Origin of the sequence: Azoarcus sp. DN11 (assembly GCF_003628555.1) — a bacterium.
GTDB lineage: Bacteria > Pseudomonadota > Gammaproteobacteria > Burkholderiales > Rhodocyclaceae > Aromatoleum.
In genome coordinates this window covers 4,369,982-4,393,471 of the sequence record NZ_CP021731.1, presented here as the reverse complement: position 1 = coordinate 4,393,471, position 23,490 = coordinate 4,369,982, and the positions used below count along the sequence as shown (strand labels likewise).

Sequence of the window (23,490 nt, the reverse complement as noted above, 5' to 3'; positions counted from 1 at the left end):
CGGAAATCCTAACAGAAGGAGAGAACATGGAAGAATCGGCGTTCAACGCGCTGGCCGAGGCCGAGCTCGCGCGGATCGAAGCTGCGCTCGAAGCCTGCGGGGCCGAGCTGGACATCGAGACCATGCCCGGCGGCGTGCTGGAAATCGAATTCGAGAACGGCAGCAAGATGGTCATCAACCGCCATTCCGCCGCCCGCGAGATCTGGGTCGCCGCCAAATCGGGCGGCTTCCACTGCCGCCACGACGCCGGACGCTGGGTCGCGACCCGCAGTGGCACCGAACTCTACGAGCTACTCTCGCAGCTCGTCAGCCAGCAGTCCGGCAGCCCTGTCGAGGTGACTGCCGGCTGATCGTCGGCTTCTCCGTCGGCGGCCGTTACGGCCGCCGGATCGGCGTCGGCACGCGCTCGACGACCGGCGCCGGCGCCGCACTGGCCCGGGCCTGGGTCGGCGCCGGCGCGTCGTCAGGCGCCTCGGACGGCGGCGGCAGGTTCTCGATGCCGGCGGGAACCACGATGGGTTCGGTCGGCAGGTTTTCCTTGTAGATGAATTCCTCGCGCCCCGAGCCGGTATTCACGGCCAGCAGCCCGTCCGGGCGCGGCGGGAATTTCTCCGGCGAGCCCTTCAGGGCTGTGCGCATGAAGTTCACCCACATCGGCAGGGCTGCCGTGCCGCCGGTCTCCCCGCGCCCCAGGTTGCGCGGCTGATCGTGCCCGAGCCAGCTCACCGCGACCAGGTCCGGGTTGTAGCCGGCGAACCACGCATCCACGTAATCGTTGGTCGTCCCCGTCTTGCCGGCGAGGTCGCCGCGCTTGAGCACCAACGCCCGCGTCGCCGTGCCGCGCCGGACCACGTCCTGCATCATCGAGCTCATCAGCCACGCATTGCGCGGATCGATCACGCGCGGCGCACTGTCGCCCGCCACCGGCGGGTCGACTTTCGCGACCACATGCCCTTGGCCATCGATCATCTCCTTCACGACATAGGGCTCGACCCGGTAGCCGCCGTTGGCGAAAACCGCATAGCCGGTCGCCATCTGCCACGGCGTCGCCGTTCCGGCACCCAGTGCCATCGTCAGATAGGGCGGATGCTGGGCCGCGTCGAAGCCGAAGCGCGTGATGTAGTCCTGCGCGTAGGTCGGCGTGATCGCGCGCAGCACGCGGATCGAGATCATGTTCTTCGACCGCGCGAGCCCGTCCCGCAGTGTCATCGGGCCTTCGTACTTGCCGTCGTAGTTCTTCGGCTCCCAATCCTTGCTGCCGGTGATCCCCGCGGGGAAGAACAGCGGGGCGTCGTCCTCGACGCTGCTCGGCGAGTAGCCGCGCTCCAGCGCCGCGGAATAGATGAAGGGCTTGAAGCTCGAACCCGGCTGGCGCAGCGCCTGGGTCACGTGGTTGAACTTGCTGCGGTTGAAGTCGAAGCCGCCGATCAGCGCCCGGACCGCGCCGGTGTTCGAATCGATCGCGACCAGCGCCGCCTCGACATCCGGCAGTTGCGCGATCTCCCAGCCCTTGTCGCCGAGATCGCGGATGCGCACGATCGCCCCGCGCCGCACCCGCCGCGCCTGCGGCGCGCGCTCGTTGAGCATCGGGGCGGCAAAGCTCAGTCCCGTACCGGTGATCTTCAGCGTCTCGCCGTGGCGATAGACGGTGACCGATTTCGGCGACGCATCGAGCACCAGCGCCGCCAGCAGGTCGTCGTAGTCGGTCACGTCGGACAGCAGTTCGTCGAAGTGCTCGTCGTCGCCCTTGTTCGCGCTGCCCAGGTCCACGAAACCTTCGGGGCCGCGGTAGCCATGGCGTCGGTCGTAATCCATCACGCCCTGGCGGACGGCCTTGTAGGCTGCCTGCTGGTCGTCACGCGTCACCGTCGTGATGATGCGGATGCCGGTATCGTACGCCTGCTCGCCGAACTGCTCGACGGCAAGCTGTCGCGCCATTTCTGCAACATAGTCGCCGCGCAGCGGGCTCGACGCCGAACGGCCGTTTGCGAGCGCCAGCGGTTCCGCTCGGGCGGCCTCGAAGGTCTTCTCGTCGATGAAGCCGGCCTCCACCATGCGACGCAGCACGTACTGCTGGCGCAGCGTCGCCCGGCGCGGGTTTGCAATCGGGTTGTAGGCCGACGGGGCCTTCGGCAGTCCGGCAAGCATCGCCGCTTCGGCCACGGTGAGGTCCTTCAGCGGCTTGTCGAAGTAGGCGCGCGCCGCTGCCGAGAAGCCGTAGGCGCGCTGGCCGAGGTAAATCTGGTTGATGTACAGCTCGAAGATCTGATCCTTGCTCAGGCTGCGTTCGATCTTCAAGGCCAGCAGGATCTCGTAGAGCTTCCGGTTGAAGGTCTTCTCCCGCGTGAGGAAGAAGTTGCGGGCGACCTGCATCGTGATCGTCGACGCCCCCTGGCCGCGTCCGCCCGACACGACGTTCGCGACCGCCGCGCGGGCTATGCCGATCACATCGATTCCGGGGTGTTCGTAGAAGCGCTCGTCTTCCGCCGCAAGGATGGCCTGCTTGAGGATCTCAGGCACTTCACTCATTGTTGCGACGACGCGACGCTCCTCGCCGAATTCCCCAAGTAGATATCCATCTGACGTGTATACTCGGAGCGGAATCTTGGGGCGGTAGTCCGTCAATACGTCCAGTGATGGCAGGTTCGGCCATGCGAATGCAGAGATCGCTGCAACGGTCGCCATGCCGAGGATGACGAGGGCGACGAGTGCCGCGAGAGGGTAGAAAACCCAGCGCATCGGGAGTCCAGAAAGAAAGAGCGGGAGCGTAATTATACGGGTCCCCGCCGGACGCCTCAAAAACGCCCCTCCGGTACCCGGCTTTACACCTGCAACATTTTGTTGCTAGCATCTCACAAGCTTATTCAGTATCGGCGCCTAACATAAAGAAATTTAAGGATTTTCTTTGTGATCGACATCTCCCTCTTTCGCCCTAGGGCGCGCCAGCTGGTTGGGCTCGATATCTCATCTTCATCGGTGAAGATGGTCGAGCTCGCGGAGGGCGAAAAGGGTGCGTACCGCATCGAGCGCTACGCCATTGAATCCCTGCCTCGCGACGCCGTCGTCGACGGCAACATCGCCAACCTCGAAGGCGTGAGCGATGCGGTGATGCGTGCCGTACGCCGCATGGGCGGGGGCATCAAGCAGGTCGCCGTGGCGCTTCCCGCGTCCGCGGTCATCACCAAGAAGATGATTCTTCCGGGCGGCCTGCGCGATCAGGAAATGGAGCTTCAGGTCGAGTCGGAGGCGAGCCAGTACATTCCTTTTGCCCTTGACGAAGTCAATCTCGACTTCCAGATCGTCGGTCCGTCGCCGGGCAGCCCGGAGGAGGTCGAGGTCCTGATCGCCGCTTCCCGCAAGGAAAAGGTCGAGGACCGCGTGGCGGTGGTCGAGTCCGCCGGCCTCAAGGCGGTCGTGATGGACGTGGAATCGTTCGCCGCCGAGGCGGCATTCGAACTCGTCTCCAGGCAGTTGCCGGGCGGCGGCGCGGACAAGATCGTTGCGGTGATCGACGTCGGCGCCAACGTCATGAACGTCAGCGTCCTGCGCAACGGCCAGCAGCTCTATGCGCGCGAGCAGGCCTTCGGCGGGATGCAGCTCACGCAGGAAATCGCGCGGCAGTACGGCATGAGCGTCGAGGACGCCGAAGCCGCAAAGCGCACCGGTGGCCTGCCCGAGGATTACGAGCGCGACCTGATGCGGCCGTTCATGGACAGCCTCGCGCTCGAGGTATCGCGGGCGCTGCAGTTCTTCTTCACTTCCACCCAGTACAACCAGGTCGACCACATCGTCCTTGCGGGCGGGTGCTCGGTGATGCCCGGTCTGTCGGATGTCGTCGCGGGCCGCACCCAGGTCCCGGCCATCGTCGCGAATCCCTTCGCCGGGATGTCGCTGTCGTCGCGTGTGCGACCCAAGAACCTGCTGGCCGATGCCCCGTCGCTGATGGTGGCCTGCGGTCTGGCGCTCCGGAGATTCGATTCATGATTCGAATCAACCTGCTGCCCCATCGCGAACTCAAGCGCCGCGAACGGCGCCAGCAGTTCTATGTCGTGTCCGGCGCAATGGTTGTTGCCGGCCTGCTCATCGGCGTGCTCGTGCATACCGTCATTGCCGGCTACGTCGAACACCAGGAGCGTCGCAACGACTTCCTCAAGAGTGAGATTGCCAAGCTCGATACGCAGATCGCCGAGATCAAGCGCCTGCGTGAGCAGATCGACGCCCTGCTTGCGCGCAAGCAGGTGATCGAGTCCCTGCAGACGACGCGCATGCAGGCGGTGAACATCATGAACGAGTTCGCCCGGCGCGTTCCCGACGGGGTGTATCTGCGCTCCATCAAGCAGACGGGGCCGAAGATCGCGCTGCTCGGCTACTCGCAGTCCAATTCGCGCGTGTCGGCGCTGATGCGCAGCCTCGACGAATCGCCCTGGCTCGCGAATCCCGCCCTCGTCGAGGTCAAGGCCGCGTCCGTCAACAAGCGCCGGGTCAGCGACTTCTCGCTGAATATCAGCATCGAGGCGCCCAAGGCCGAAGGCGATCAAGGGGCCAGGAAATGAAGCTCGGCAAACTCCAGAGTATCGACTTCGAGCGCCTTTTGCAGGATTTCAAGGGGCTCGATCCCAACGATCCGGGCGCCTGGCCCCTCGCGCCGCGCATCGCGGTGTTCGTCGCCCTGCTCGCCGCCGTACTTGCCCTGGCCTGGTGGTTCGACTGGCGCGATCAGGTCTCGCTGCTCGATCAGCGCGTGGCCGAAGAAGCGCAGTTGCGCGAGGACTGGCGGAACAAGAAGGCGCAGGCGGTGAACCTCGATGCGTACAAGCTGCAGCTGGAAGAGATCGACCGCCAGTTCGGGGCACTGCTGAAACAGTTGCCCAACCGGGCTGAAATGGACTCGCTGCTCTCCGACATCAACCAGGCGGGCGTCGGCCGTGGCCTGCAGTTCGACCTGTTCAAGCCCGGCGTCGATGTGGTCAAGGATTTCTACGCGGAGATGCCGATCGATGTACGCATCGTCGGTGCCTACAACGACCTCGGCGCATTTGCGGAGGACGTCGCACGCATGCCGCGTATCGTCACGCTCGACAATGTTGCGATCGAGGCGCAGAAGGACGGCATGCTCAAGCTCGAGGCCAAGGCCATCACCTATCGTTATCTCGACGAAGAGGAACTGGCGCAGAAGCGAGCGCAGGAAAAGGCTGCGAAGACAAAGGGAGGCAAGTGAAAACGCCATGAAACGCCTTCTGATACTTGCAAGCGCGCTCCTCCTGGCGGCCTGCTCCAGCGACCAGGAGGACATCCAGGGGTGGATGGCCGAGCAGGAAAAAGGCATGACCGGAACGATCAAGCCCTTGCCCGAAATGAAGCCCCTCCCGGTCGTGAAGTATGAAGCCGAAGGCGCCTCCGACCCCTTCGTGCCGGGCCGCATCGAGCCCGAAACCAAGACATCCCGCCGCGGCGGCCCCGACCTCGACCGTCGGCGCGAGCCCCTCGAAACCTATCCGCTCGAATCCCTGCAACTCGTCGGCGTGATCAAGCAGAAAGGGAAGGTGCACGCGCTGGTGAAGGCCGACCAGAACCTCCATCAGGTCAGGGTCGGCAACTACATGGGCCAGAATTTCGGACTGGTGACCGCGATCACGGAATCCGAAGTCACCCTCAAGGAACTGGTCGAGGACATGAACGGCGATTGGGTCGAGCGCATCAGCACATTGCTGCTGCAGGACCAGCAGGAGGCACGGAAATGAACAACAAACGCATGATTGCGCTGCTTGTCGCGGCGTTCACCCTGGCTGTTCCCGGCGCCGCCGTACTTGCCCAGACGGCACCTGCAAGCCAGGCCGCGACCAATCGCATTGAAAACCTGGAGGTGTTGCAGCAGGGGGGCAGGTGCACCTGAAGCTCACGCTCAAGGAGCCCCTCGCCGCGCCTCCGGCGAGTTTCAGCGTTGCGAATCCCGCCAGGATCGCGTTCGATTTTCCCGGCACGACCAACGGTCTGGGGCGGAACGTGCAGACAATCGACCAGGGCGATCTGCGCAGCGCAAACATCGTCCAGTCCGGGGACCGTACGCGGCTGGTGCTGAACGTCTCCAGGGTGACGCCCTTCGAGTCGCGCATCGAAGGCCGCGACGTCATCATATCCCTCGGTGGCGCGGCCGCTGCCGGTGCCACGACGACGCCGGTGTCGCAGGCAATGGCCAATTTCGCGGCGCCCAAGCGTGACGCGGCGGCCGTCGACGGCAGCAGCATCCGCGACATCAATTTCCGTCGCGGCAAGGACGGCGAGGGGCGTGTGGTCGTGCAGCTTGCCAATCCCGATGCGGGCATCGACATCAGGCAGCAGGGCGGCAATCTCGTGGTCGAATTCCTGAAGACCTCGCTGCCGGAACATCTGCGCCGCCGCTCCGATGTCACCGATTTCGCCACGCCGGTGACGTCCATGACCGCGCAGCAGCAGGGCGATAACGTCCGCCTGGTGGTGACGCCCAATGGCAAGTGGGAACACAACGCCTACCAGAGCGACAACCAGTTCGTGCTGGAGGTGCGTCGCGTCGTCGAGGATCCGAACAAGCTGGTCCAGGGGGCTGCCCGTGGCCAGTACAAGGGCGAGAAGCTCTCGCTGAATTTCCAGAACATCGACGTCCGTTCGGTGCTGCAGGTCATCGCCGATTTCACGAACTTCAACATCATCACCAGCGATTCGGTACAGGGCAATCTGACCTTGCGTCTGAAGGATGTGCCGTGGGACCAGGCGCTCGACATCATCCTGCAGGCCAAGGGTCTGGACATGCGCAAATCCGGTAACGTTATCTGGATCGCGCCCAGCGAGGAACTCGCCACGCGCGAGAAGTTGCAGCTCGAAGCCAAGGCGCAGATCGGTGACCTCGAGCCGCTGCAGACCGAGAGTTTCCTGATCAATTATCACAAATCGAAGGAAATCTTCACCTTCCTGAAGAGCAAGGACCAGACCTTGCTGTCGAAGCGCGGCAGCGTCGTCGTCGATGAGCGCAGCAACCGGCTGTTTGTCACCGATGTCGCAAATCGTCTTGCGGCGGTGGCGAGCCTCATCAAGGAAATCGACGTCGCGCCGCGCCAGGTCATGATCGAAGCGCGCGTCGTCGAGGCGAACAAGGATTTCGCCCGCGACCTGGGCGTCCGGCTCGGTTATGGCGACCGTCGTGCGCGGGGCCTTGGGGAAGGAGGCCGGATCGGTTTCGGCTCGTCCGAGTTCAGCAGCGTCAACCCGGCTACCGGTGCGATCAACACCACCGCCAACGCGCCGATCAACACCATCATCCAGCGCGTCGGCGAGGACGCCGTGAGCGGCAAGGGCTTCCTGCCGAACAATCCGTTCGGTTCCCTGAACCTGACTCTCTTCAACAAGTCCCTTACTCGCTTCCTGAACCTTGAACTGGCGGCGCTCGAGTCGGATGGCCGCGGCCGTGTCGTATCCAGCCCGCGCATCCTGACGGCCAACCAGGTCGAGGCGACGATCAAGCAGGGTCAGGAGATTCCGTACGTCACGCCGTCGAGTGGCACGGAGCCGCCTACCGTCAGCTTCAAGGACGCGGTACTCATGCTCAAGGTTCGCCCGCAGATCACGCCCGACGGCCGGGTGCAGCTGAAGGTGGAAGTGAGCAAGGATCGGGCGGACTTCTCGCGCAGCATCCTGGGCAATCCGCCGATCGACAAGAAGAGCGTGACCACCGAGGTAATGGTCGAGAACGGCGGCACCGTCGTGATCGGTGGCGTGTTCGAGGAAGAAGAGACAAGCAACGTCGATCGCGTTCCGCTGCTGGGCGAGATCCCTTACCTGGGTGCGCTGTTCCGTTCGACCAAGACGCAATCGGCGCGTCGCGAGCTGCTGGTCTTCCTGACGCCGCGCATCGTGTCCGACGCCCTGACGCTCAAGTGATCCGCAGACGGGCGAGCCCGTTCGCCTGTATAGTTGGTGGCATTACGTATCGGATGCCGGTTTGGTGTTAGTGATTCTGGTTGGCATGATGGGCGCCGGGAAGACCACGGTGGGGCGTGAGTATGCCCGGCGCCATAACATGCGTTTTGTCGATTGCGACCATGAGATCGAAGCTCGCACGGGCGTCAAGGTTTCGACAATCTTCGAAATCGAGGGCGAGGACGGGTTCCGGCGGCGTGAAACGCAGCTCATCGACGAACTGACCCAGGAGTCCGACCTCGTGCTGGCCACTGGCGGCGGAGCGGTGCTCAGTGCGGCAAACCGTGCGCTCATGGGTGAACGGGGTATCGTTGTGTACCTGAACGTGCCGACGCCGGTTCTGTGGGAGCGCACCCGGCACGACCGCAGTCGCCCGTTGCTGCAGGTCCCCAATCCGCGCGAGCGCATCGAGAAACTCTATCGCGAACGCGATCCCCTTTATCGGGCCGTCGCGGATGTCATCGTCGATGGCGGTCGCGGCAATCCGGGCGGGATGGTGCGCGTGATCGAAAAGGCCATCGAGAACTTCAAGAAGTAATATGCTTACTCTCAACGTGGCGCTGGGCGACCGCTCCTACCCGATCAACATCGGTCGCGGGCTGCTCGGCGATCCTTCGCTGATTCTTCCCTTCCTCAAGACGCCGCGCGTGGCGATCGTCACCAACGATGTCGTCGGGCCGCTCTATCTGGATTCACTGCAGGCAGCACTGCGTGCGCGTGGCGTGCGCGTTCATGCGGTGACGCTGCCGGATGGCGAGGAGCACAAGAACTGGCAAACTCTCAACCTGATCTTCGATACCCTGCTCGCCGAGCGCTGTGAGCGCTCGACGACGCTGCTGGCCTTGGGCGGCGGGGTGATCGGCGACATGACGGGATTCGCCGCGGCGACCTATCAGCGGGGCGTGCCGTTCATCCAGATTCCCACGACGCTCCTGTCGCAGGTGGATTCGTCCGTCGGCGGCAAGACCGCGATCAATCACCCGCTCGGCAAGAACATGGTCGGGGCCTTCTACCAGCCGAGACTGGTGCTCGCCGACACCGGCACCCTCGACACCCTGCCCGATCGCGAACTGGCGGCGGGCCTCGCCGAGGTCATCAAGTACGGGCTGATCAGGGATCCCGGGTTTTTTGTCTGGCTGGAAGCGAACATCGAGCGTCTGGTGGCCCGTGAGCCCGAGGCGCTGGCGTTTGCCATCGAACGCTCGTGCGCCAACAAGGCTGAGGTCGTTGCGGCGGATGAAACCGAGCAGGGCGAGCGTGCGCTGTTGAATCTCGGCCATACTTTCGGCCACGCGATCGAGACGGGCATGGGCTATGGCGTCTGGCTGCACGGCGAGGCCGTTGCGGCGGGTACGATGATGGCGGCAGAGCTTTCGTGCCGGCTGGGGTGGCTCCCGGCCGAGGAGGTGTCGCGGATCGAGGCGCTGCATCGGCGCGCCGGCTTGCCGGTGCAGGGGCCGCGCCTGGGGGCGGACCGTTATCTCGAGTTGATGGCGCACGACAAGAAGGTGGAGGCGGGACGCCTGCGCCTGATTCTGTTGCGCGGCATCGGGCAGGCCGTCATCCATGCCGATGCGACGCCCGAGGCGATCGCGGCTGCCATCGACGCACGCTGCGCATGAACGTGCTCGCGCCCTATGCCGTTATCGAATCGAGCTCGCGCGGGCGCGTTCATCCCGAGCCCGCGCCCGGCATCCGCAGCGAATTCCAGCGCGACCGCGACCGCATCGTGCATTCGAACTCGTTCCGGCGCCTCGAATACAAGACGCAGGTGTTCGTCAATCACGAAGGCGACCTTTTCCGCACGCGGCTGACGCACAGCCTCGAAGTCGCGCAGATTTCCCGTGGCGTGGCGCGTGCGCTGCAGCTCAACGAGGACCTCGTCGAAGCGATTGCGCTGGCCCACGATCTGGGGCATACCCCGTTCGGTCATGCCGGCCAGGATGCGCTCAATGCGTGCATGAAGAACTACGGCGGCTTCGAACACAACCTGCAGTCGCTGCGGACGGTGGATGAGCTCGAAGAGCATTACGCGGCGTTCGACGGGCTCAACCTGTGTTACGAGACCCGCGAAGGCATCCTCAAGCATTGTTCGCGTGAACGCGCCCGGGAACTCGGCGAGCTGGGGCAGCGCTTCCTCGAGGGCGGGCAGCCGTCCCTCGAGGCGCAGCTCACGAATCTGGCTGACGAGATCGCATACAACAACCACGACATCGACGATGGGCTGCGTTCCGGCCTGATCACGCTCGAACAGCTCGACGACATCGCGATCTTCGCCGGCGCGCGGCGCGATGCCGAGGCGCAATGGCCGGAGCTGGGCGGGCGTCGGCTGATTCACGAGACGATCCGGCGCATGATCAACGAGATGGTGCTCGATCTGATTGCGACGACCCGCGCGAATATCGTGCAGGCGGGCGTGCAGTCTCTCGCCGACGTGCACCGTGCGGCGCGCCTGGTCGCCTATTCGGAGGCACTTGCGCCGCGGCTGCGCGAGTTGAAGACCTTCCTCCGGCAGAACCTCTACGCGCACTATCAGGTGTTGCGGATGACCGACAAGGCCCGACGCATCATCCAGGACCTGTTCGGTGCCTTCATGAGTGATCCTCGCCTGCTTCCGCCGCAGTACCAGGTGCGCGCACGCGCCGATACGCCGCGCGCGATCGCCGACTACGTCGCGGGAATGACCGACCGCTACGCGATGAAAGAGCACCGCCGCCTCTTCGCCGTCGGCGAAATTCATTGAAGCATCATAGGCTTACCGCGCTGCAAAAAAATCTTGAAACACGGGTTTTGCGCGGGTATATTTCTAAGTCCGCCTGAAAGGTAAGCAGTGGCCGTGTGTGCAACACTGGCCGAAAGGAGCCGGTGTGCGCGCGCACCCGGCTTTTTTTGACGCCTGCACAATTTTGGTGCGTTATTTGCATGCGGCGTTGCCGTCGCCCGATCAACGCCGGTTTGCCGGCAAACGTGTTGTGTCGAGGAAGAACGTGATGGATCTCCCCCAGAAGCAGGGTCTGTACGACCCGACCAATGAACATGATGCCTGTGGTGTGGGTTTCGTCGCCCACATCAAGGGTGTCAAGAGTCATGCAATCATCAGCCAGGGGCTTGAGATTCTGAAGAATCTCGACCACCGGGGTGCCGTCGGCGCCGATGAGCTGCAGGGGGATGGTGCGGGTATCCTGATCCAGATTCCCGATGTGCTGTATCGCGAAGAGATGGCGAAGCAGGGCGTCGAGCTGCCGCCGGCGGGCGAGTACGGCGTCGGCATGGTCTTCCTGCCGAAGGAGCAGGCGTCGCGCCTCGCGTGCGAGGAGGAGATCCGCCGCGCCGTGCGCGCGGAAGGCCAGGTGGTGCTCGGCTGGCGCGACGTTCCGGTGAACGGCGACATGCCGATGTCGCCGGCGGTGAAGGCCAAGGAGCCGGTGATGCGTCAGGTCTTCATCGGCCGCGGCCCGACCGTGACGGTGACCGACGCGCTCGAGCGCAAGCTGTTCGTGATCCGCCGCCTCGCGGCGAACGCGATCAACGACTTGCAGCTCAAGCACGGCAAGGAATTCTACATGGTGTCGATGTCGGCGCGCACCGTGAACTACAAGGGCCTGCTGCTGGCGACGCAGGTCGGCGAGTACTACTGCGATCTCGCCGATCCGCGCACCGTGTCGGCGCTCGCCCTCGTGCACCAGCGCTTCTCGACCAACACCTTCCCGAAGTGGGATCTCGCGCATCCGTTCCGTTACATCGCCCACAACGGCGAGATCAACACGCTGCGCGGCAACTACAACTGGATGCGCGCACGCGAGAAGGGCACGCATTCGCCGCTGCTCGGCGACGATCTGGAAAAGATCTGGCCGCTGATCTATCCGGGCCAGTCGGATTCGGCCTCGTTCGACAACGCGCTCGAGCTGCTCGTGATGAGCGGCTACTCGCTCGCCCACGCGGTGATGATGATGATCCCCGAAGCGTGGGAATCGCACACGCTGATGGACGAGAAGCGTCGCGCCTTCTACGAATACCATGCGGCGATGATGGAGCCGTGGGACGGACCGGCGGCGGTCGCCTTCACCGATGGCCGCCAGATCGGTGCGACGCTCGACCGTAACGGCCTGCGCCCGGCGCGCTACCTCGTCACCGACGACGACCTCGTGGTGATGGCGTCGGAATCCGGCGTGCTGCCGATCCCCGACAGCAAGATCGTCAAGAAGTGGCGCCTGCAGCCGGGCAAGATGTTCATGATCGACCTGGAGCAGGGCCGCATCATCGACGACCGCGAGCTGAAGGAGTCGCTGGCGCTCGCCAAGCCCTATCGCGAGTGGATCCGCCGCATCAACATCAAGTTCGACGACCTGCCGGTGCCGGAGGGCGCCGAGCCGCTGCAGCCGCGCGCTTCGCTGCTGGATCGCCAGCAGGCTTTTGGCTACACGCAGGAGGACATCAAGTTCATCCTCGAGCCGATGGGCAAGACGGGCGAGGAGGCGACCGGCTCGATGGGCAACGACTCGCCGCTGGCCGTGCTGTCGGGGAAGGAGAAGCCGCTCTACAACTACTTCCGTCAGCTGTTCGCGCAGGTGACGAACCCGCCGATCGACCCGATCCGCGAACAGCTCGTGATGTCGCTGGTGTCCTTCATCGGCCCGCGCCCGAACCTGCTCGAGATCAACGAGATCAACCCGCCGTATCGCCTCGAAGTGACCCAGCCGGTGCTGGACTTCGACGACATGGCGAAGATCCGCAACATCGCGCGCTACGCCGACAGCCGCTTCCGTTCGGCCGAGCTCGACGCGTGCTACCCGGTTGCGTGGGGCAAGGAAGGCGTCGAGGCGCGCCTGGCGACCCTGTGCGCGGAGGCCGAGGATGCGGTACTGCAGGGCGTCAACATCCTGATCGTATCGGACCGCAAGGTCGACGCCGATCACGTCGCGATTCCCGCGCTGCTCGCGACCTCCGCGGTGCATCAGCACCTGGTGTCGAAGGGTCTGCGCACACGCGCCGGCTTGGTGGTCGAGACCGGCACCGCACGTGAGGTGCACCACTTCGCCGTGCTCGCCGGTTACGGCGCCGAAGCGGTCCATCCCTACGTCGCGATGGAGACCCTGCAGCAGATCGCGGGTACCGGCGAAGCCGGCGACAAGGCGATCAAGCATTTCGTCAAGGCGATCGGCAAGGGGCTCATGAAGGTCATGTCCAAGATGGGCATCTCGACCTACATGTCCTACACCGGCGCGCAGATCTTCGAGGCCGTCGGCCTGCAGCAGTCGCTGTGCGACCGCTACTTCACCGGCACCACCAGCCAGGTCGAGGGCATGGGCGTGTTCGAGGTGATGGAGGAAGCCATTCGCCTGCACCGCCGGGCTTTCAGCAACGATCCGGTGCTGACCGACATGCTCGACGCCGGCGGCGACTATGCCTTCCGCGTGCGCGGCGACGAGCATATGTGGACGCCGGAGTCGATCGCCAAGCTGCAGCACGCGACGCGTTCGGGCAAGGCCGACACGTACAAGGAATACGCCAAGCTGATCAACGACCAGAGCAAGCGCCACATGACGCTGCGCGGCCTGTTCGAGATCAAGCCGGCCGGTCCGCCGGTGCCGCTCGAGGAAGTCGAGTCGGCCAAGGAAATCGTCAAGCGCTTTGCCACCGGCGCGATGTCGCTCGGCTCGATCTCGACCGAGGCGCACACGACGCTGGCCGTCGCGATGAACCGCATCGGCGGCAAGTCGAACACCGGCGAAGGCGGCGAGGATCCGATGCGCTTCAAGCCGATCACGCAGGCGATGCGCCTGTCGCAGATCGTCGGCGAGAACCGCATCGCGCGCGACCTCGAGCTGAAGGCGGGCGACAGCCTGCGGTCGGCGATCAAGCAGGTCGCCTCGGGCCGCTTCGGCGTCACCGCGGAATACCTGGTCAATGCCGACCAGATCCAGATCAAGATGGCGCAGGGCGCGAAGCCCGGCGAGGGCGGCCAGCTGCCCGGCCACAAGGTCACCGAGTACATCGGCTTCCTGCGCCACTCGGTGCAGGGCGTGGGCCTGATCTCGCCGCCGCCGCACCATGACATCTACTCGATCGAGGATCTGGCGCAGCTGATCCACGACCTGAAGAACGCCAACCCGGCGGCCTCGATCTCGGTCAAGCTGGTGTCCGAGATCGGCGTCGGCACGGTGGCCGCAGGCGTCGCCAAGGCCAAGGCGGACCACGTCGTGATCGCGGGCCACGACGGCGGCACGGGCGCTTCGCCGTGGTCGTCGATCAAGCATGCGGGCAGCCCGTGGGAGCTGGGCCTCGCCGAGACGCAGCAGACCCTGGTGCTCAACAGCCTGCGCAGCCGCATCCGCGTGCAGGTCGACGGCCAGATGAAGACCGGCCGCGACGTCGTGATCGGCGCGCTGCTGGGTGCGGACGAGTTCGGTTTCGCCACCGCGCCGCTGGTCGTCGAAGGCTGCATCATGATGCGCAAGTGCCACCTCAACACCTGCCCGGTCGGCGTCGCGACGCAGGATCCGGAGCTGAGGAAGCGCTTCTCCGGCCAGCCCGAGCACGTCGTGAACTACTTCTTCTTCGTCGCCGAGGAAGTGCGCGAGCTGATGGCGCAGATCGGCATCCGCAAGTTCGACGACCTGATCGGCCGCCCGGAACTGCTCGACATGAAGAAGGGCATCGAGCACTGGAAGGCGCGCGGCCTCGACTACAGCCGCATCTTCCATCGTCCGAAAGTCGCGGCGAGCGTCGCGAAGCGTCACGTCGAGACCCAGGAGCACGGCCTCGAAAAGGCGCTCGACAACCGGCTCATCGAGCTTGCCAGGCCGGCGCTGGAGCGTGGCGAGGCAGTGCGTATCGATCTGCCGGTGCGCAACATCAACCGCACGGTCGGCGCGATGCTGTCCGGGCGTGTCGCCGAGAAATACGGCCACGCCGGCCTGCCTGACGACACCATCCACGTGAACCTGACCGGCACCGCGGGCCAGAGCTTCGGTGCCTTCACGGCGCGCGGCGTGACGCTGGAACTGGTCGGCGAGGGCAACGACTACGTCGCCAAGGGCCTGTCGGGCGGCCGCGTGATCGTGCGCCCGCAGGCCGCGTTCCGCGGCGTCTCGACCGAGAACATCATCATCGGCAACACCGTGCTGTACGGCGCGATCGAGGGCGAGGCGTATTTCTCGGGGGTCGCCGGCGAGCGCTTCGCGGTGCGCAATTCGGGCGCCACCGCGGTCGTCGAGGGCGTGGGCGACCACGGCTGCGAATACATGACCGGCGGCACGATCGTCGTGCTCGGCCAGACCGGCCGCAACTTCGCCGCCGGCATGTCGGGCGGCGTCGCCTACGTGCTCGACGAGGACGGCAGCTTCGAGCAGCGCTGCAATATGGCGCAGGTCGCCCTCGAGCCGGTGCCGGACGAGTTCGAAGCGCGCAAGGGGTCCGAGTCGGGTGACGATCTCGAGTCGCATGGCCGCGTGGACATCAACCACCTCGAAATGGGCGACGAGCTGATCCTGAAGGGCCTGATCGAGCGCCATGCCCGCTACACGGGCAGCCAGCGCGCTCGCGCGATCATCGAAAACTGGACCGCCTGGCGCTGCAAGTTCGTCAAGGTGATGCCGCATGAATACCGCCGAGCGCTGGCCGAGATGGCTGCGCAGAAGCAGAAGCAACTGGAGGCCGCATAAAAAATGGGCAAGCCCACGGGTTTTCTGGAGTATCAGCGTCTGTCGGAGGCTTACGAGCCGGTTGCCGAGCGCGTGAAGAAGTACAAGGAGTTCGTGCTGCGCCTGAGCGACGCGGAGGCCGCGGTGCAGGGCGCGCGCTGCATGGATTGCGGCATCCCGTTCTGCAACAACGGCTGCCCCGTGAACAACATCATCCCGGACTGGAACGATCTCGTGTTCCGCGGGCAGTGGAAGGAGGCGATCGAGGTCCTGCACTCGACCAACAACTTCCCCGAATTCACCGGCCGCATCTGCCCGGCGCCGTGTGAAGCCGCGTGCACGCTGAACATCAATTCGGACGCGGTCGGGATCAAGTCGATCGAGCACGCGATCATCGACAAGGCGTGGGAAGAGGGCTGGGTGCTGCCGCGTCCGGCGGCCGCGAAGACCGGCAAGAAGGTCGCGGTCGTCGGATCGGGCCCCGCGGGCCTCGCCGCGGCCCAGCAGCTCGCGCGTGCCGGCCACGACGTGACGGTGTTCGAGAAGAACGGGCGCATCGGTGGCCTGCTGCGCTACGGCATTCCCGACTTCAAGATGGAGAAGGGGCTGATCGATCGCCGCATGGCGCAGATGGAAGCCGAGGGCGTGACTTTCCGCACCGGCGTGATCGTCGGCGCCGATTCGACGGTCCCCGGCATCGTCAACGATGCGACGCAATTTGTCAGCGCCGAGGCGCTGCAGAAGGCGTTCGACGCGGTGGTCCTCGCGGCGGGCTCGGAAGTGCCGCGCGACCTGCCGGTGGCGGGCCGGGATCTCGCCGGGGTGCATTTCGCGCTGGAGTTCCTGATTCCGCAGAACAAGGCGGTGGCCGGCGACGGCGCGAACCCGATCTCGGCCGCAGGCAAGCACGTCGTCGTGATCGGTGGCGGCGACACGGGCTCCGACTGTGTCGGCACATCGAACCGTCACGGTGCCGCGAGCGTGACGCAGTTCGAGCTGATGCCGATGCCGCCCGAGCAGGAGAACAAGGCGCTGACCTGGCCGTACTGGCCGATCAAGCTGCGCACTTCGTCGTCGCACGAGGAGGGCTGCGCGCGCGATTTCGCCGTGGCGACGAAGGAGTTCCTCGGCAAGGACGGCAAGGTCACCGGCCTGAAGGCCGTGCGCCTCGAGTGGAAGGACGGCCGCATGTCGGAGATCGCCGGTTCCGAGTTCGAGGTGAAGGCGGATCTGGTCTTCTTCGCGATGGGCTTCACGAATCCGCTCGGCAAGCTGCTCGAGGCCTTCGGTGTCGAGAAGGATGCGCGCGGCAACGCCAAGGCGACGACCGATGGGGCGGGCTGTTATGCGACCAGCGCGGCCAAGGTGTTCGCGGCCGGCGACGTGCGTCGTGGCCAGTCGCTGGTGGTGTGGGCGATTCGCGAAGGCCGCCAGTGCGCCCGCGAGGTGGATCAATTCCTCATGGGCGAGACGGTTCTTCCACGCTGAACGGCGAATCGCCCTCGGGGGCGAGTTGACGGACACGGGCCGGCCGGCCCGCGTGGGCGAGGGGCGTCAGTGCGCCCGTGAGGTCGACCGGTTCCTCATGGGCGAACCGGTCCTGCCGCGCCGATCCGGTTTCGGCCGCGTGAAATGAAAAGGGCGACCCGCGGGTCGCCCTTTTTGCTGCCCGCGTGCCGGCGTTCAGTGCGCGAGGCGCTCCAGCGTGTAGCGGGCGATCATGCCTTCCTCGTTGGTCGGCACGACGGCGACTGCCACGCGGCTGTCCGGGGCGTCGACGCGCAGCGCATGGACGCCGTTCGCTTCCGGATCGATCGCCACGCCCAGCCACGCCGACAGTTGCGCGACGCGTTCGCGTACCGGCGCCGCGTGTTCGCCGATCCCGCCGGTGAATACCAGCGCATCGAGTCCGCCGGCCGCCGCCGCGAGCGAACCGATTTCGCGTGCGATGCGGTAGCAGAAGAGATCGACGGCTTCGCGCGCATGGGCCGAGTCCGAGGCGAGCAGCGTGCGCATGTCCTGGCTGATGCCCGAGACGCCCAGCAGACCGGATTCCTTGTACAGCAGGTTGGTCAGGGTCTTCGCGTCCATGCCTTTCTGCTCCATCAGGTAGAGCAGGACGCCGGGGTCGAGGCTGCCCGTGCGCGTGCCCATCATCAGGCCGTCGGCGGTGGTGAAGCCCATTGTGGTGGCGACACTCTTGCCTTCGCGCAACGCGCACATCGAGGCGCCGTTGCCGAGGTGGGCGATCAGCACCGCGCCGTTCGCCCGTTCGCCGATGATGTCGGGGAGCTGGTGCGCGACGTAGTCGTAGGAGAGTCCGTGAAAGCCATAGCGCTTCACGCCTTCCGCGCTGATCGCGCGCGGCAGCGCGAAGGCCTGCGCGAGCGCGGACTGGGTGCGGTGGAACGCGGTGTCGAAGCAGCCGACCTGCGGGATTTCGGGAATGAGCGCGGTGACCGCGCGGATGGCGCGCAGGTTGTGCGGCTGGTGCAGCGGCGCGAGCGGGATGAAACTTTCGAGATCGCGCAGCACGAACTCGTTGAGCACCACCGGGGCGCTGTAGAGTTCGCCGCCGTGCACGATGCGGTGTCCGGCCGCGACGATGTCGAGGGCGGGATTGTGGGTGCTGAGCCAGCGGAACAGGTGGTTGAGGGCGTCGCGATGCTGCTCGGTCTGGCAGCCCGAAATCAGGACGGGCTCCTGGTAGCGGTCGCCGCCCGCATCCCTGGCCGACAGCAGCGGCGTCGCGCCGATGCCCTCGATCTGCCCCGACAGCGCGGGCGATTCGGCCAGTGCCGGCTCGACCGGAAAGAGCGCGAACTTGAGGCTGCTCGAGCCGGCGTTGATGACGAGTACGGCCTTCATGCGAGACGCGCCTCGCGCTTCTTGTGCGCCATCAGCTGCGCGATCGCGCAGGAAGCGGCGCGCGTTTCGGCGGTGTCGGCGCGGCTCGTGAGCACGATCGGCACCCGCGCGCCGAGTACGACGCCCGCCATCAGCGCGTTGGCGAGGTATTCGAGCTGCTTGGCGACCATGTTGCCGGATTCGAGATCGGGCACGACGAGGATGTCGGCGTTGCCGGCGACCAGCGAGCGGATGCCCTTGGTCTTGGCGGCGACCAGCGACACGGCGTTGTCGAAGGCGAGCGGGCCGTCGAGCAGGCCGCCCCTGATCTGGCCGCGGTCGGCCATCTTGCACAGCGCCGCGGCGTCGATGGTCGAGCGGATCTTCGACGTGACGGTTTCCACCGCCGACAGGATCGCGACCTTGGGCTCGGGCAGGCCCATCATCTGGGCGAGCTCGATCGCGTTCTGGATGATGTCGACCTTGTCTTCGAGCGTCGGCTCGATGTTGATCGCCGCGTCGGTGATCAGCAGCGGATGCGAGTAGGTCGGGACGTCGGCCATGAAGACGTGGCTGATGCGACGCGCGGTGCGCAGGCCGGCCGTCTTGGAGACCACCGCGCCCATCAGCTCGTCGGTGTGCAGCGAGCCTTTCATCAGCGCCTCGACGTGGCCGTCGCGCGCGAGCGCCACGGCGGTTTCGGCCGCCAGGTGGCTGTGGGCGACGTCGACGATGCGCACACCGTGCAGGTCGATGTCTTCCTGTTCGGCGACGGCGCGGATCTTCGCTTCGGGGCCGACCAGCACGGGAATGACGAGGCCGGCTGCTGCGGCCTGGATCGGCCCGCGCAGCGATTCGGCGTCGCAGGGATGGGCGACGGCGATCGGGATCGGCTCCTTGCCGGCAGTGATCGACAGCAGGTGGCCGTAGCGCAGCTCCCGGTCCGAGATCGTCACCGCGGGCAGATGGACGCGCGCGCGCTTGATCTTCTCGGTCGGCGCCTGCACTTCGGCGACGCCGTCGATGACCTTCAGTCCGTCCTGGTTGAGCGCGAGGCAGTCGAACACGATGTGGTGATCGTGTTCGAACTTCTCGCGGCAGACGACCGTGATCGTGAGGGTGTCGCCGATCGTGATCGGACGGTGGAAATTCAGGCCCTGCGAGACGTACACGGTGCCGGGGCCGGGGAATTCGGTGCCGAGGATGGTCGAAATCAGCGTGCTGCCCCACATGCTGTGTCCGACGACCTCGCGGAACTGGCCCGAGCGGGCAAATTCCGGGTCGACGTGGGTCGGATTGACGTCGCCCGACATGACCGCGAAGAGGTGGATGTCGTCCGGCCGCAGCGTGCGCACGAGCTGGGCGCGGTCGCCCACCTGGATCTCGTCGAAGACGCGGTTCTGGATGAATTGGTTGGCGCCGTGATCCATGATTGGTGTATTCCGGTTGCAGTGCAGGATCCGCATTTTAGTCGTGTTATCAGAGCGTTGGCGGACATGTTGTAAAAACAGGTTTGCGCTGCGGCATTTCTGTCCGATCCGCGCGACAGCGTTTCCGGGGCCGGGCGGAGGTGGTGGCGCGCACATGCTAAAATCGGCGCCGGTCTGGATCAGAACGGGGTGTTCATGGAAGTCGTGATTCTCGCCGCCGGGCAGGGCAAGCGTATGCGTTCGGTATTGCCGAAGGTGCTGCAGCCGATTGCCGGGCGCCCGATGCTGGCGCACGTGATCGCTGCGGCGAGGGCACTGGATGCGTCATGCATCTGCGTGGTGTATGGCCACGGCGGCGAAGTGGTGCGCGAGCGGCTGCAGGATGCGGGGCTGCGCTGGGCGCGGCAGGAGCCGCAGCTGGGCACGGGGCATGCCGTGCAGCAGGCGCTGCCGGAGCTCAGCGACGGCGAGATGGCGCTGGTGCTGTACGGCGACGTGCCGCTGATCGGCGCGCCGACGCTGCGCCGCCTGCAGACGGCGGCGGGCGCCGGCAAGCTCGCGCTGCTGACCGTGGAGCTCGCCGACCCGACCGGCTACGGCCGCATCCTGCGCGACGACCAGGGCAAGGTCACGCGCATCGTCGAGGAGAAGGATGCGAGCGCCGAGCAGCGCCGCGTGCGCGAAGTCAATACCGGCATCCTCGTCGCGCCGGTGACGCGCCTGCGCGACTGGCTGGGGCGCATCGGCAACGACAACGCCCAGGGCGAGTACTACCTCACCGACATCATCGGGTTGGCGGTCGCCGAGGGCGTCGAGATCGTCACGGTGCAGCCGGATGCGGTGTGGGAGACGCTGGGCGTGAACAGCAAGCCGCAGCTCGCCGAACTCGAACGCATCCATCAGCGCAACATCGCCCAGCGCCTGATGGAAGCGGGCGCCACGGTACTCGACCCGGCGCGCATCGACGTGCGCGGCGAGCTCGAGTGCGGGCGCGATGTCGAGATCGACGTCGGCTGCGTGTTCGAGGGGCGTGTCGAACTCGGCGACGACGTGCGGATCGGCGCCCACTGCGTGATCCGCAACGCCCGCATCGGCGCCGGCACCCGCATCGCACCGTTCTCGCACGTCGAGGACACGGTCACCGGCCGCGACTGCGTGATCGGCCCGTATGCGCGCACGCGTCCCGGCACGACGCTGGGCGATGACGTGCATCTGGGCAATTTCGTCGAGGTCAAGAACAGCGCGATCGCCGACCACTCGAAGGCCAACCACCTCGCCTACGTCGGCGACGCGGATGTGGGCCAGCGCGTGAACATCGGCGCCGGCACGATCACCTGCAACTACGACGGCGCGAACAAGTTCCGCACCATCATCGAGGACGACGTGTTCATCGGCTCGGACACCCAGCTCGTCGCGCCGGTGCGCATCGGCCGCGGGGCGACGCTGGGTGCGGGTACCACCCTCACCAAGGACGCCCCGCCGGAGCAGCTCACCGTGTCGCGGGCCAGGCAGATCACCATCGCCGGCTGGAAGCGGCCGGTGAAGCAGAAGTAAATCGGAGAAAAGCATCATGTGCGGCATCGTCACTGCCATCGCGACGAAGAACGTCGTCCCCGTCCTCCTCGAAGGCCTGCGCAAGCTCGAATACCGCGGCTACGACTCCGCCGGCCTGGCGGTGCTCAACGGCGGGCTGCAGCGCGTGCGCGCGGCCGGCCGCGTCGCCGAACTCGCCGCGCGGGCCGAGGAGAAGAAGCTCGACGCCGGCATCGGCATCGCCCACACGCGCTGGGCGACGCACGGCGTGCCGTCCGAGCGCAACGCCCATCCGCACGTCTCGGAAGGCCTCGCCGTGGTGCATAACGGCATCATCGAGAACTTCGAGGCGATCAAGCGGCGGCTCATGGCCCAGGGCTACGAGTTCGCCTCCGAGACCGACACCGAGGCGATCGCCCACCTGATCCACAGCAAGCTCGCGACGCAGCCGGATCTCTTCGAGGCAGTGCGCCTCGCGACCAACGAACTCGCCGGTGCCTACGCGATCGGCGTGGTGTGCGAATCCGACACCGCGCGCGTGATCGTGTCACGCCACGGCGCACCGCTGCTGCTGGGCGTGGGCGAGGACGGCATGTACGCGGCCTCCGACACCGCGGCGCTGCTGCAGGTCACGCGCAAGGTGATCTACCTCGAGGACGGCGACGTCGCCGAGCTGCGCCTCGACGGCTACCGCATCGCGCGGGCGGACGGCACGCCGGTCGAGCGTGCGGTGCACGTGTCGAGCCTGTCGGCCGATGCGGTCGAGCTGGGCCAGTACCGGCATTACATGCAGAAGGAAATCTTCGAGCAGCCGCAGGCGCTCGCCAATACGCTGGAGATCATCGCCGGCGGCGGTTCGGTGACGCCGCAGCTCTTCGGGACGCGCGCGCCGGAGCTGCTGGGCGGGGTCGAGCGCGTGCTGGTGCTCGCCTGCGGCACGAGCTACCACGCGGGGCTCGTCGCGCGCTACTGGATCGAGGCGATCGCGAAGCTGCCGTGCAGTGTCGAGATCGCGAGCGAATACCGCTACCGCGAATCGGTCGCGCACCCGGGTACGCTGGTGGTCGCGATCTCGCAGTCGGGCGAAACCGCCGACACGCTCGCCGCGCTCAAGTACGCGAAGGTGCAGGGCATGCAGCGGACCTTGGCGATCTGCAACGTGCCCGAGTCGGCCATCGTGCGCGAGGCTGCGCTGCGCTTCATCACGCGCGCGGGCCCCGAGATCGGCGTGGCTTCGACCAAGGCCTTCACGACCCAGCTCGCCGCGCTGGCGCTGCTGACACTGTCGCTCGCCAAGCTCGGCGGACACCTGCCGGAAGCCGAGGAGGCGCGCTATCTCGGGGTGTTGCGCCACCTGCCGGTCGCGGTGCAGAAGGTGCTCGAACTCGAGCCCGAGATCGAACGCTGGGCACAAGGCTTCGCCGGCAAGCAGCATGCGCTCTTCCTCGGCCGAGGCCAGCACTGGCCGATCGCGATGGAAGGGTCGCTGAAGCTCAAGGAGATCTCCTACATCCACGCCGAGGCCTACGCCGCCGGCGAACTCAAGCACGGCCCGCTCGCACTCGTCGACAAGGACATGCCGGTCATTGCGGTCGCGCCGGCGGACGAGCTGCTGGAAAAGCTCAAGTCCAACCTGCAGGAAGTGCGCGCGCGCGGCGGCGAGCTGTACGTCTTCGCCGACGCCGGCAGCGAGATCCACGAGTCCGAGGGCGTGCACATCCTGCACATGCCCGAGCACTACGGCATGCTGTCGCCGGTGCTGCACGTCGTGCCGCTGCAGCTGCTGTCGTACCATGCGGCGCTGGTGAAGGGGACTGACGTCGATAAGCCGCGGAACCTGGCGAAATCGGTGACGGTGGAGTGAGGAAGATCTCGGCTTTTGTCTGCTGTCCCTGACAATTAAAGTCGAAAACTCGTCATTAAAGTCGAAAACTGGGCAATAGAGTCGAAAACTGGATTGTCTTATGCAAACGCCCGGCTGGTCCGGGCGTTTTCACTTCTGAGTCAGAGGGCGGGGTGATCGGCTGTCGCAGGTCTCCGCCGGCTTCTCGGCCAGACCAGCCTATCGCCAAGTGTTCTTAAACAGT

Annotated in this window: 15 protein-coding genes and 1 pseudogene; 13 read left to right on the top strand and 3 right to left on the bottom strand. The window is 65.8% G+C overall.

Annotated elements, in window-relative coordinates:
* Positions 1–26: 26 nt before the first annotated feature.
* Positions 27–350 (top strand): iron donor protein CyaY, encoded by a 324-nt coding sequence (cyaY, locus tag CDA09_RS20385; RefSeq protein WP_121430318.1) that lies wholly within the window; start codon positions 27–29, stop codon positions 348–350.
* A gap of 25 nt (positions 351–375) precedes the next feature.
* Here the strand turns inward: cyaY and CDA09_RS20380 are convergent, their stop codons facing one another.
* Positions 376–2,739, bottom strand: coding sequence for a penicillin-binding protein 1A (locus CDA09_RS20380; protein WP_121430317.1), 2,364 nt, complete (start codon positions 2,737–2,739; stop codon positions 376–378).
* Between the two features lie 168 nt (positions 2,740–2,907).
* Between CDA09_RS20380 and CDA09_RS20375 the strand changes: the two genes are divergently transcribed.
* From CDA09_RS20375 to CDA09_RS20330, 10 genes and pseudogenes are all read left to right on the top strand, one after another.
* Complete coding sequence (locus CDA09_RS20375; RefSeq protein WP_121430316.1) at positions 2,908–3,984, top strand: pilus assembly protein PilM; 1,077 nt, start codon at positions 2,908–2,910, stop codon at positions 3,982–3,984.
* Positions 3,981–4,553, top strand: coding sequence for a PilN domain-containing protein (locus CDA09_RS20370; protein ID WP_121430315.1), 573 nt, complete (start codon positions 3,981–3,983; stop codon positions 4,551–4,553). The genes CDA09_RS20375 and CDA09_RS20370 overlap by 4 nt, the downstream gene beginning before the upstream one ends.
* Positions 4,550–5,218 (top strand): type IV pilus inner membrane component PilO, encoded by a 669-nt coding sequence (locus CDA09_RS20365; RefSeq protein ID WP_121430314.1) that lies wholly within the window; start codon positions 4,550–4,552, stop codon positions 5,216–5,218. The genes CDA09_RS20370 and CDA09_RS20365 overlap by 4 nt, the downstream gene beginning before the upstream one ends.
* A gap of 7 nt (positions 5,219–5,225) precedes the next feature.
* A complete protein-coding gene (locus CDA09_RS20360; RefSeq protein ID WP_121430313.1) occupies positions 5,226–5,741 on the top strand; it encodes a pilus assembly protein PilP in 516 nt (171 codons plus the stop codon).
* Positions 5,738–7,911: pseudogene (locus tag CDA09_RS20355) on the top strand (type IV pilus secretin PilQ). Before CDA09_RS20360 ends, CDA09_RS20355 begins: the two are co-directional and overlap by 4 nt.
* A gap of 85 nt (positions 7,912–7,996) precedes the next feature.
* Positions 7,997–8,488: a shikimate kinase gene (locus CDA09_RS20350; RefSeq protein ID WP_174718499.1), complete on the top strand. Its 492-nt coding sequence runs from the start codon at positions 7,997–7,999 to the stop codon at positions 8,486–8,488.
* 1 nt (position 8,489) lies between these two features.
* Positions 8,490–9,572: a 3-dehydroquinate synthase gene (gene aroB, locus CDA09_RS20345; protein ID WP_121430311.1), complete on the top strand. Its 1,083-nt coding sequence runs from the start codon at positions 8,490–8,492 to the stop codon at positions 9,570–9,572.
* Positions 9,569–10,693: a deoxyguanosinetriphosphate triphosphohydrolase gene (locus CDA09_RS20340; protein WP_121430310.1), complete on the top strand. Its 1,125-nt coding sequence runs from the start codon at positions 9,569–9,571 to the stop codon at positions 10,691–10,693. The genes aroB and CDA09_RS20340 overlap by 4 nt, the downstream gene beginning before the upstream one ends.
* Positions 10,694–10,940: 247 nt before the next feature.
* Positions 10,941–15,614, top strand: a complete 4,674-nt coding sequence (locus CDA09_RS20335; protein WP_121430309.1) for a glutamate synthase-related protein — start codon at positions 10,941–10,943, stop codon at positions 15,612–15,614.
* 3 nt (positions 15,615–15,617) lie between these two features.
* Positions 15,618–17,081, top strand: a complete 1,464-nt coding sequence (locus CDA09_RS20330; protein WP_121430308.1) for a glutamate synthase subunit beta — start codon at positions 15,618–15,620, stop codon at positions 17,079–17,081.
* A gap of 195 nt (positions 17,082–17,276) precedes the next feature.
* On the opposite strand, the gene CDA09_RS20320 is transcribed toward CDA09_RS20330, so the two are convergent.
* Together CDA09_RS20320 and CDA09_RS20315 are read right to left on the bottom strand one after the other, a co-directional pair.
* Entirely contained in the window at positions 17,277–18,461 is a 1,185-nt protein-coding gene (locus CDA09_RS20320; RefSeq protein WP_121430306.1) for an acetate/propionate family kinase, read from the bottom strand.
* On the bottom strand, positions 18,458–19,870 hold the full coding sequence (locus CDA09_RS20315; protein WP_121430305.1) for a bifunctional enoyl-CoA hydratase/phosphate acetyltransferase: 1,413 nt from the start codon (positions 19,868–19,870) through the stop codon (positions 18,458–18,460). Before CDA09_RS20315 ends, CDA09_RS20320 begins: the two co-directional genes overlap by 4 nt.
* Before the next feature lie 195 nt (positions 19,871–20,065).
* Between CDA09_RS20315 and glmU the strand changes: the two genes are divergently transcribed.
* Positions 20,066–21,424, top strand: a complete 1,359-nt coding sequence (gene glmU, locus CDA09_RS20310) for a bifunctional UDP-N-acetylglucosamine diphosphorylase/glucosamine-1-phosphate N-acetyltransferase GlmU (RefSeq protein WP_121430958.1) — start codon at positions 20,066–20,068, stop codon at positions 21,422–21,424.
* Positions 21,425–21,440: 16 nt separating this feature from the next.
* Entirely contained in the window at positions 21,441–23,267 is a 1,827-nt protein-coding gene (gene glmS / locus CDA09_RS20305; RefSeq protein ID WP_121430304.1) for a glutamine--fructose-6-phosphate transaminase (isomerizing), read from the top strand.
* The last annotated feature ends 223 nt before the right edge of the window (positions 23,268–23,490 follow it).

Coding starts and splice junctions, on each gene's coding strand:
- cyaY (WP_121430318.1), top strand. CDS start 27: ATGGAAGAATCGGCGTTCAACGCGCTGGCCGAGGCCGAGCTCGCGCGG.
- CDA09_RS20380 (WP_121430317.1), bottom strand. CDS start 2,739: ATGCGCTGGGTTTTCTACCCTCTCGCGGCACTCGTCGCCCTCGTCATC.
- CDA09_RS20370 (WP_121430315.1), top strand. CDS start 3,981: ATGATTCGAATCAACCTGCTGCCCCATCGCGAACTCAAGCGCCGCGAA.
- CDA09_RS20365 (WP_121430314.1), top strand. CDS start 4,550: ATGAAGCTCGGCAAACTCCAGAGTATCGACTTCGAGCGCCTTTTGCAG.
- CDA09_RS20360 (WP_121430313.1), top strand. CDS start 5,226: ATGAAACGCCTTCTGATACTTGCAAGCGCGCTCCTCCTGGCGGCCTGC.
- CDA09_RS20350 (WP_174718499.1), top strand. CDS start 7,997: ATGATGGGCGCCGGGAAGACCACGGTGGGGCGTGAGTATGCCCGGCGC.
- aroB (WP_121430311.1), top strand. CDS start 8,490: ATGCTTACTCTCAACGTGGCGCTGGGCGACCGCTCCTACCCGATCAAC.
- CDA09_RS20340 (WP_121430310.1), top strand. CDS start 9,569: ATGAACGTGCTCGCGCCCTATGCCGTTATCGAATCGAGCTCGCGCGGG.
- CDA09_RS20335 (WP_121430309.1), top strand. CDS start 10,941: ATGGATCTCCCCCAGAAGCAGGGTCTGTACGACCCGACCAATGAACAT.
- CDA09_RS20330 (WP_121430308.1), top strand. CDS start 15,618: ATGGGCAAGCCCACGGGTTTTCTGGAGTATCAGCGTCTGTCGGAGGCT.
- CDA09_RS20320 (WP_121430306.1), bottom strand. CDS start 18,461: ATGAAGGCCGTACTCGTCATCAACGCCGGCTCGAGCAGCCTCAAGTTC.
- CDA09_RS20315 (WP_121430305.1), bottom strand. CDS start 19,870: ATGGATCACGGCGCCAACCAATTCATCCAGAACCGCGTCTTCGACGAG.
- glmU (WP_121430958.1), top strand. CDS start 20,066: ATGGAAGTCGTGATTCTCGCCGCCGGGCAGGGCAAGCGTATGCGTTCG.
- glmS (WP_121430304.1), top strand. CDS start 21,441: ATGTGCGGCATCGTCACTGCCATCGCGACGAAGAACGTCGTCCCCGTC.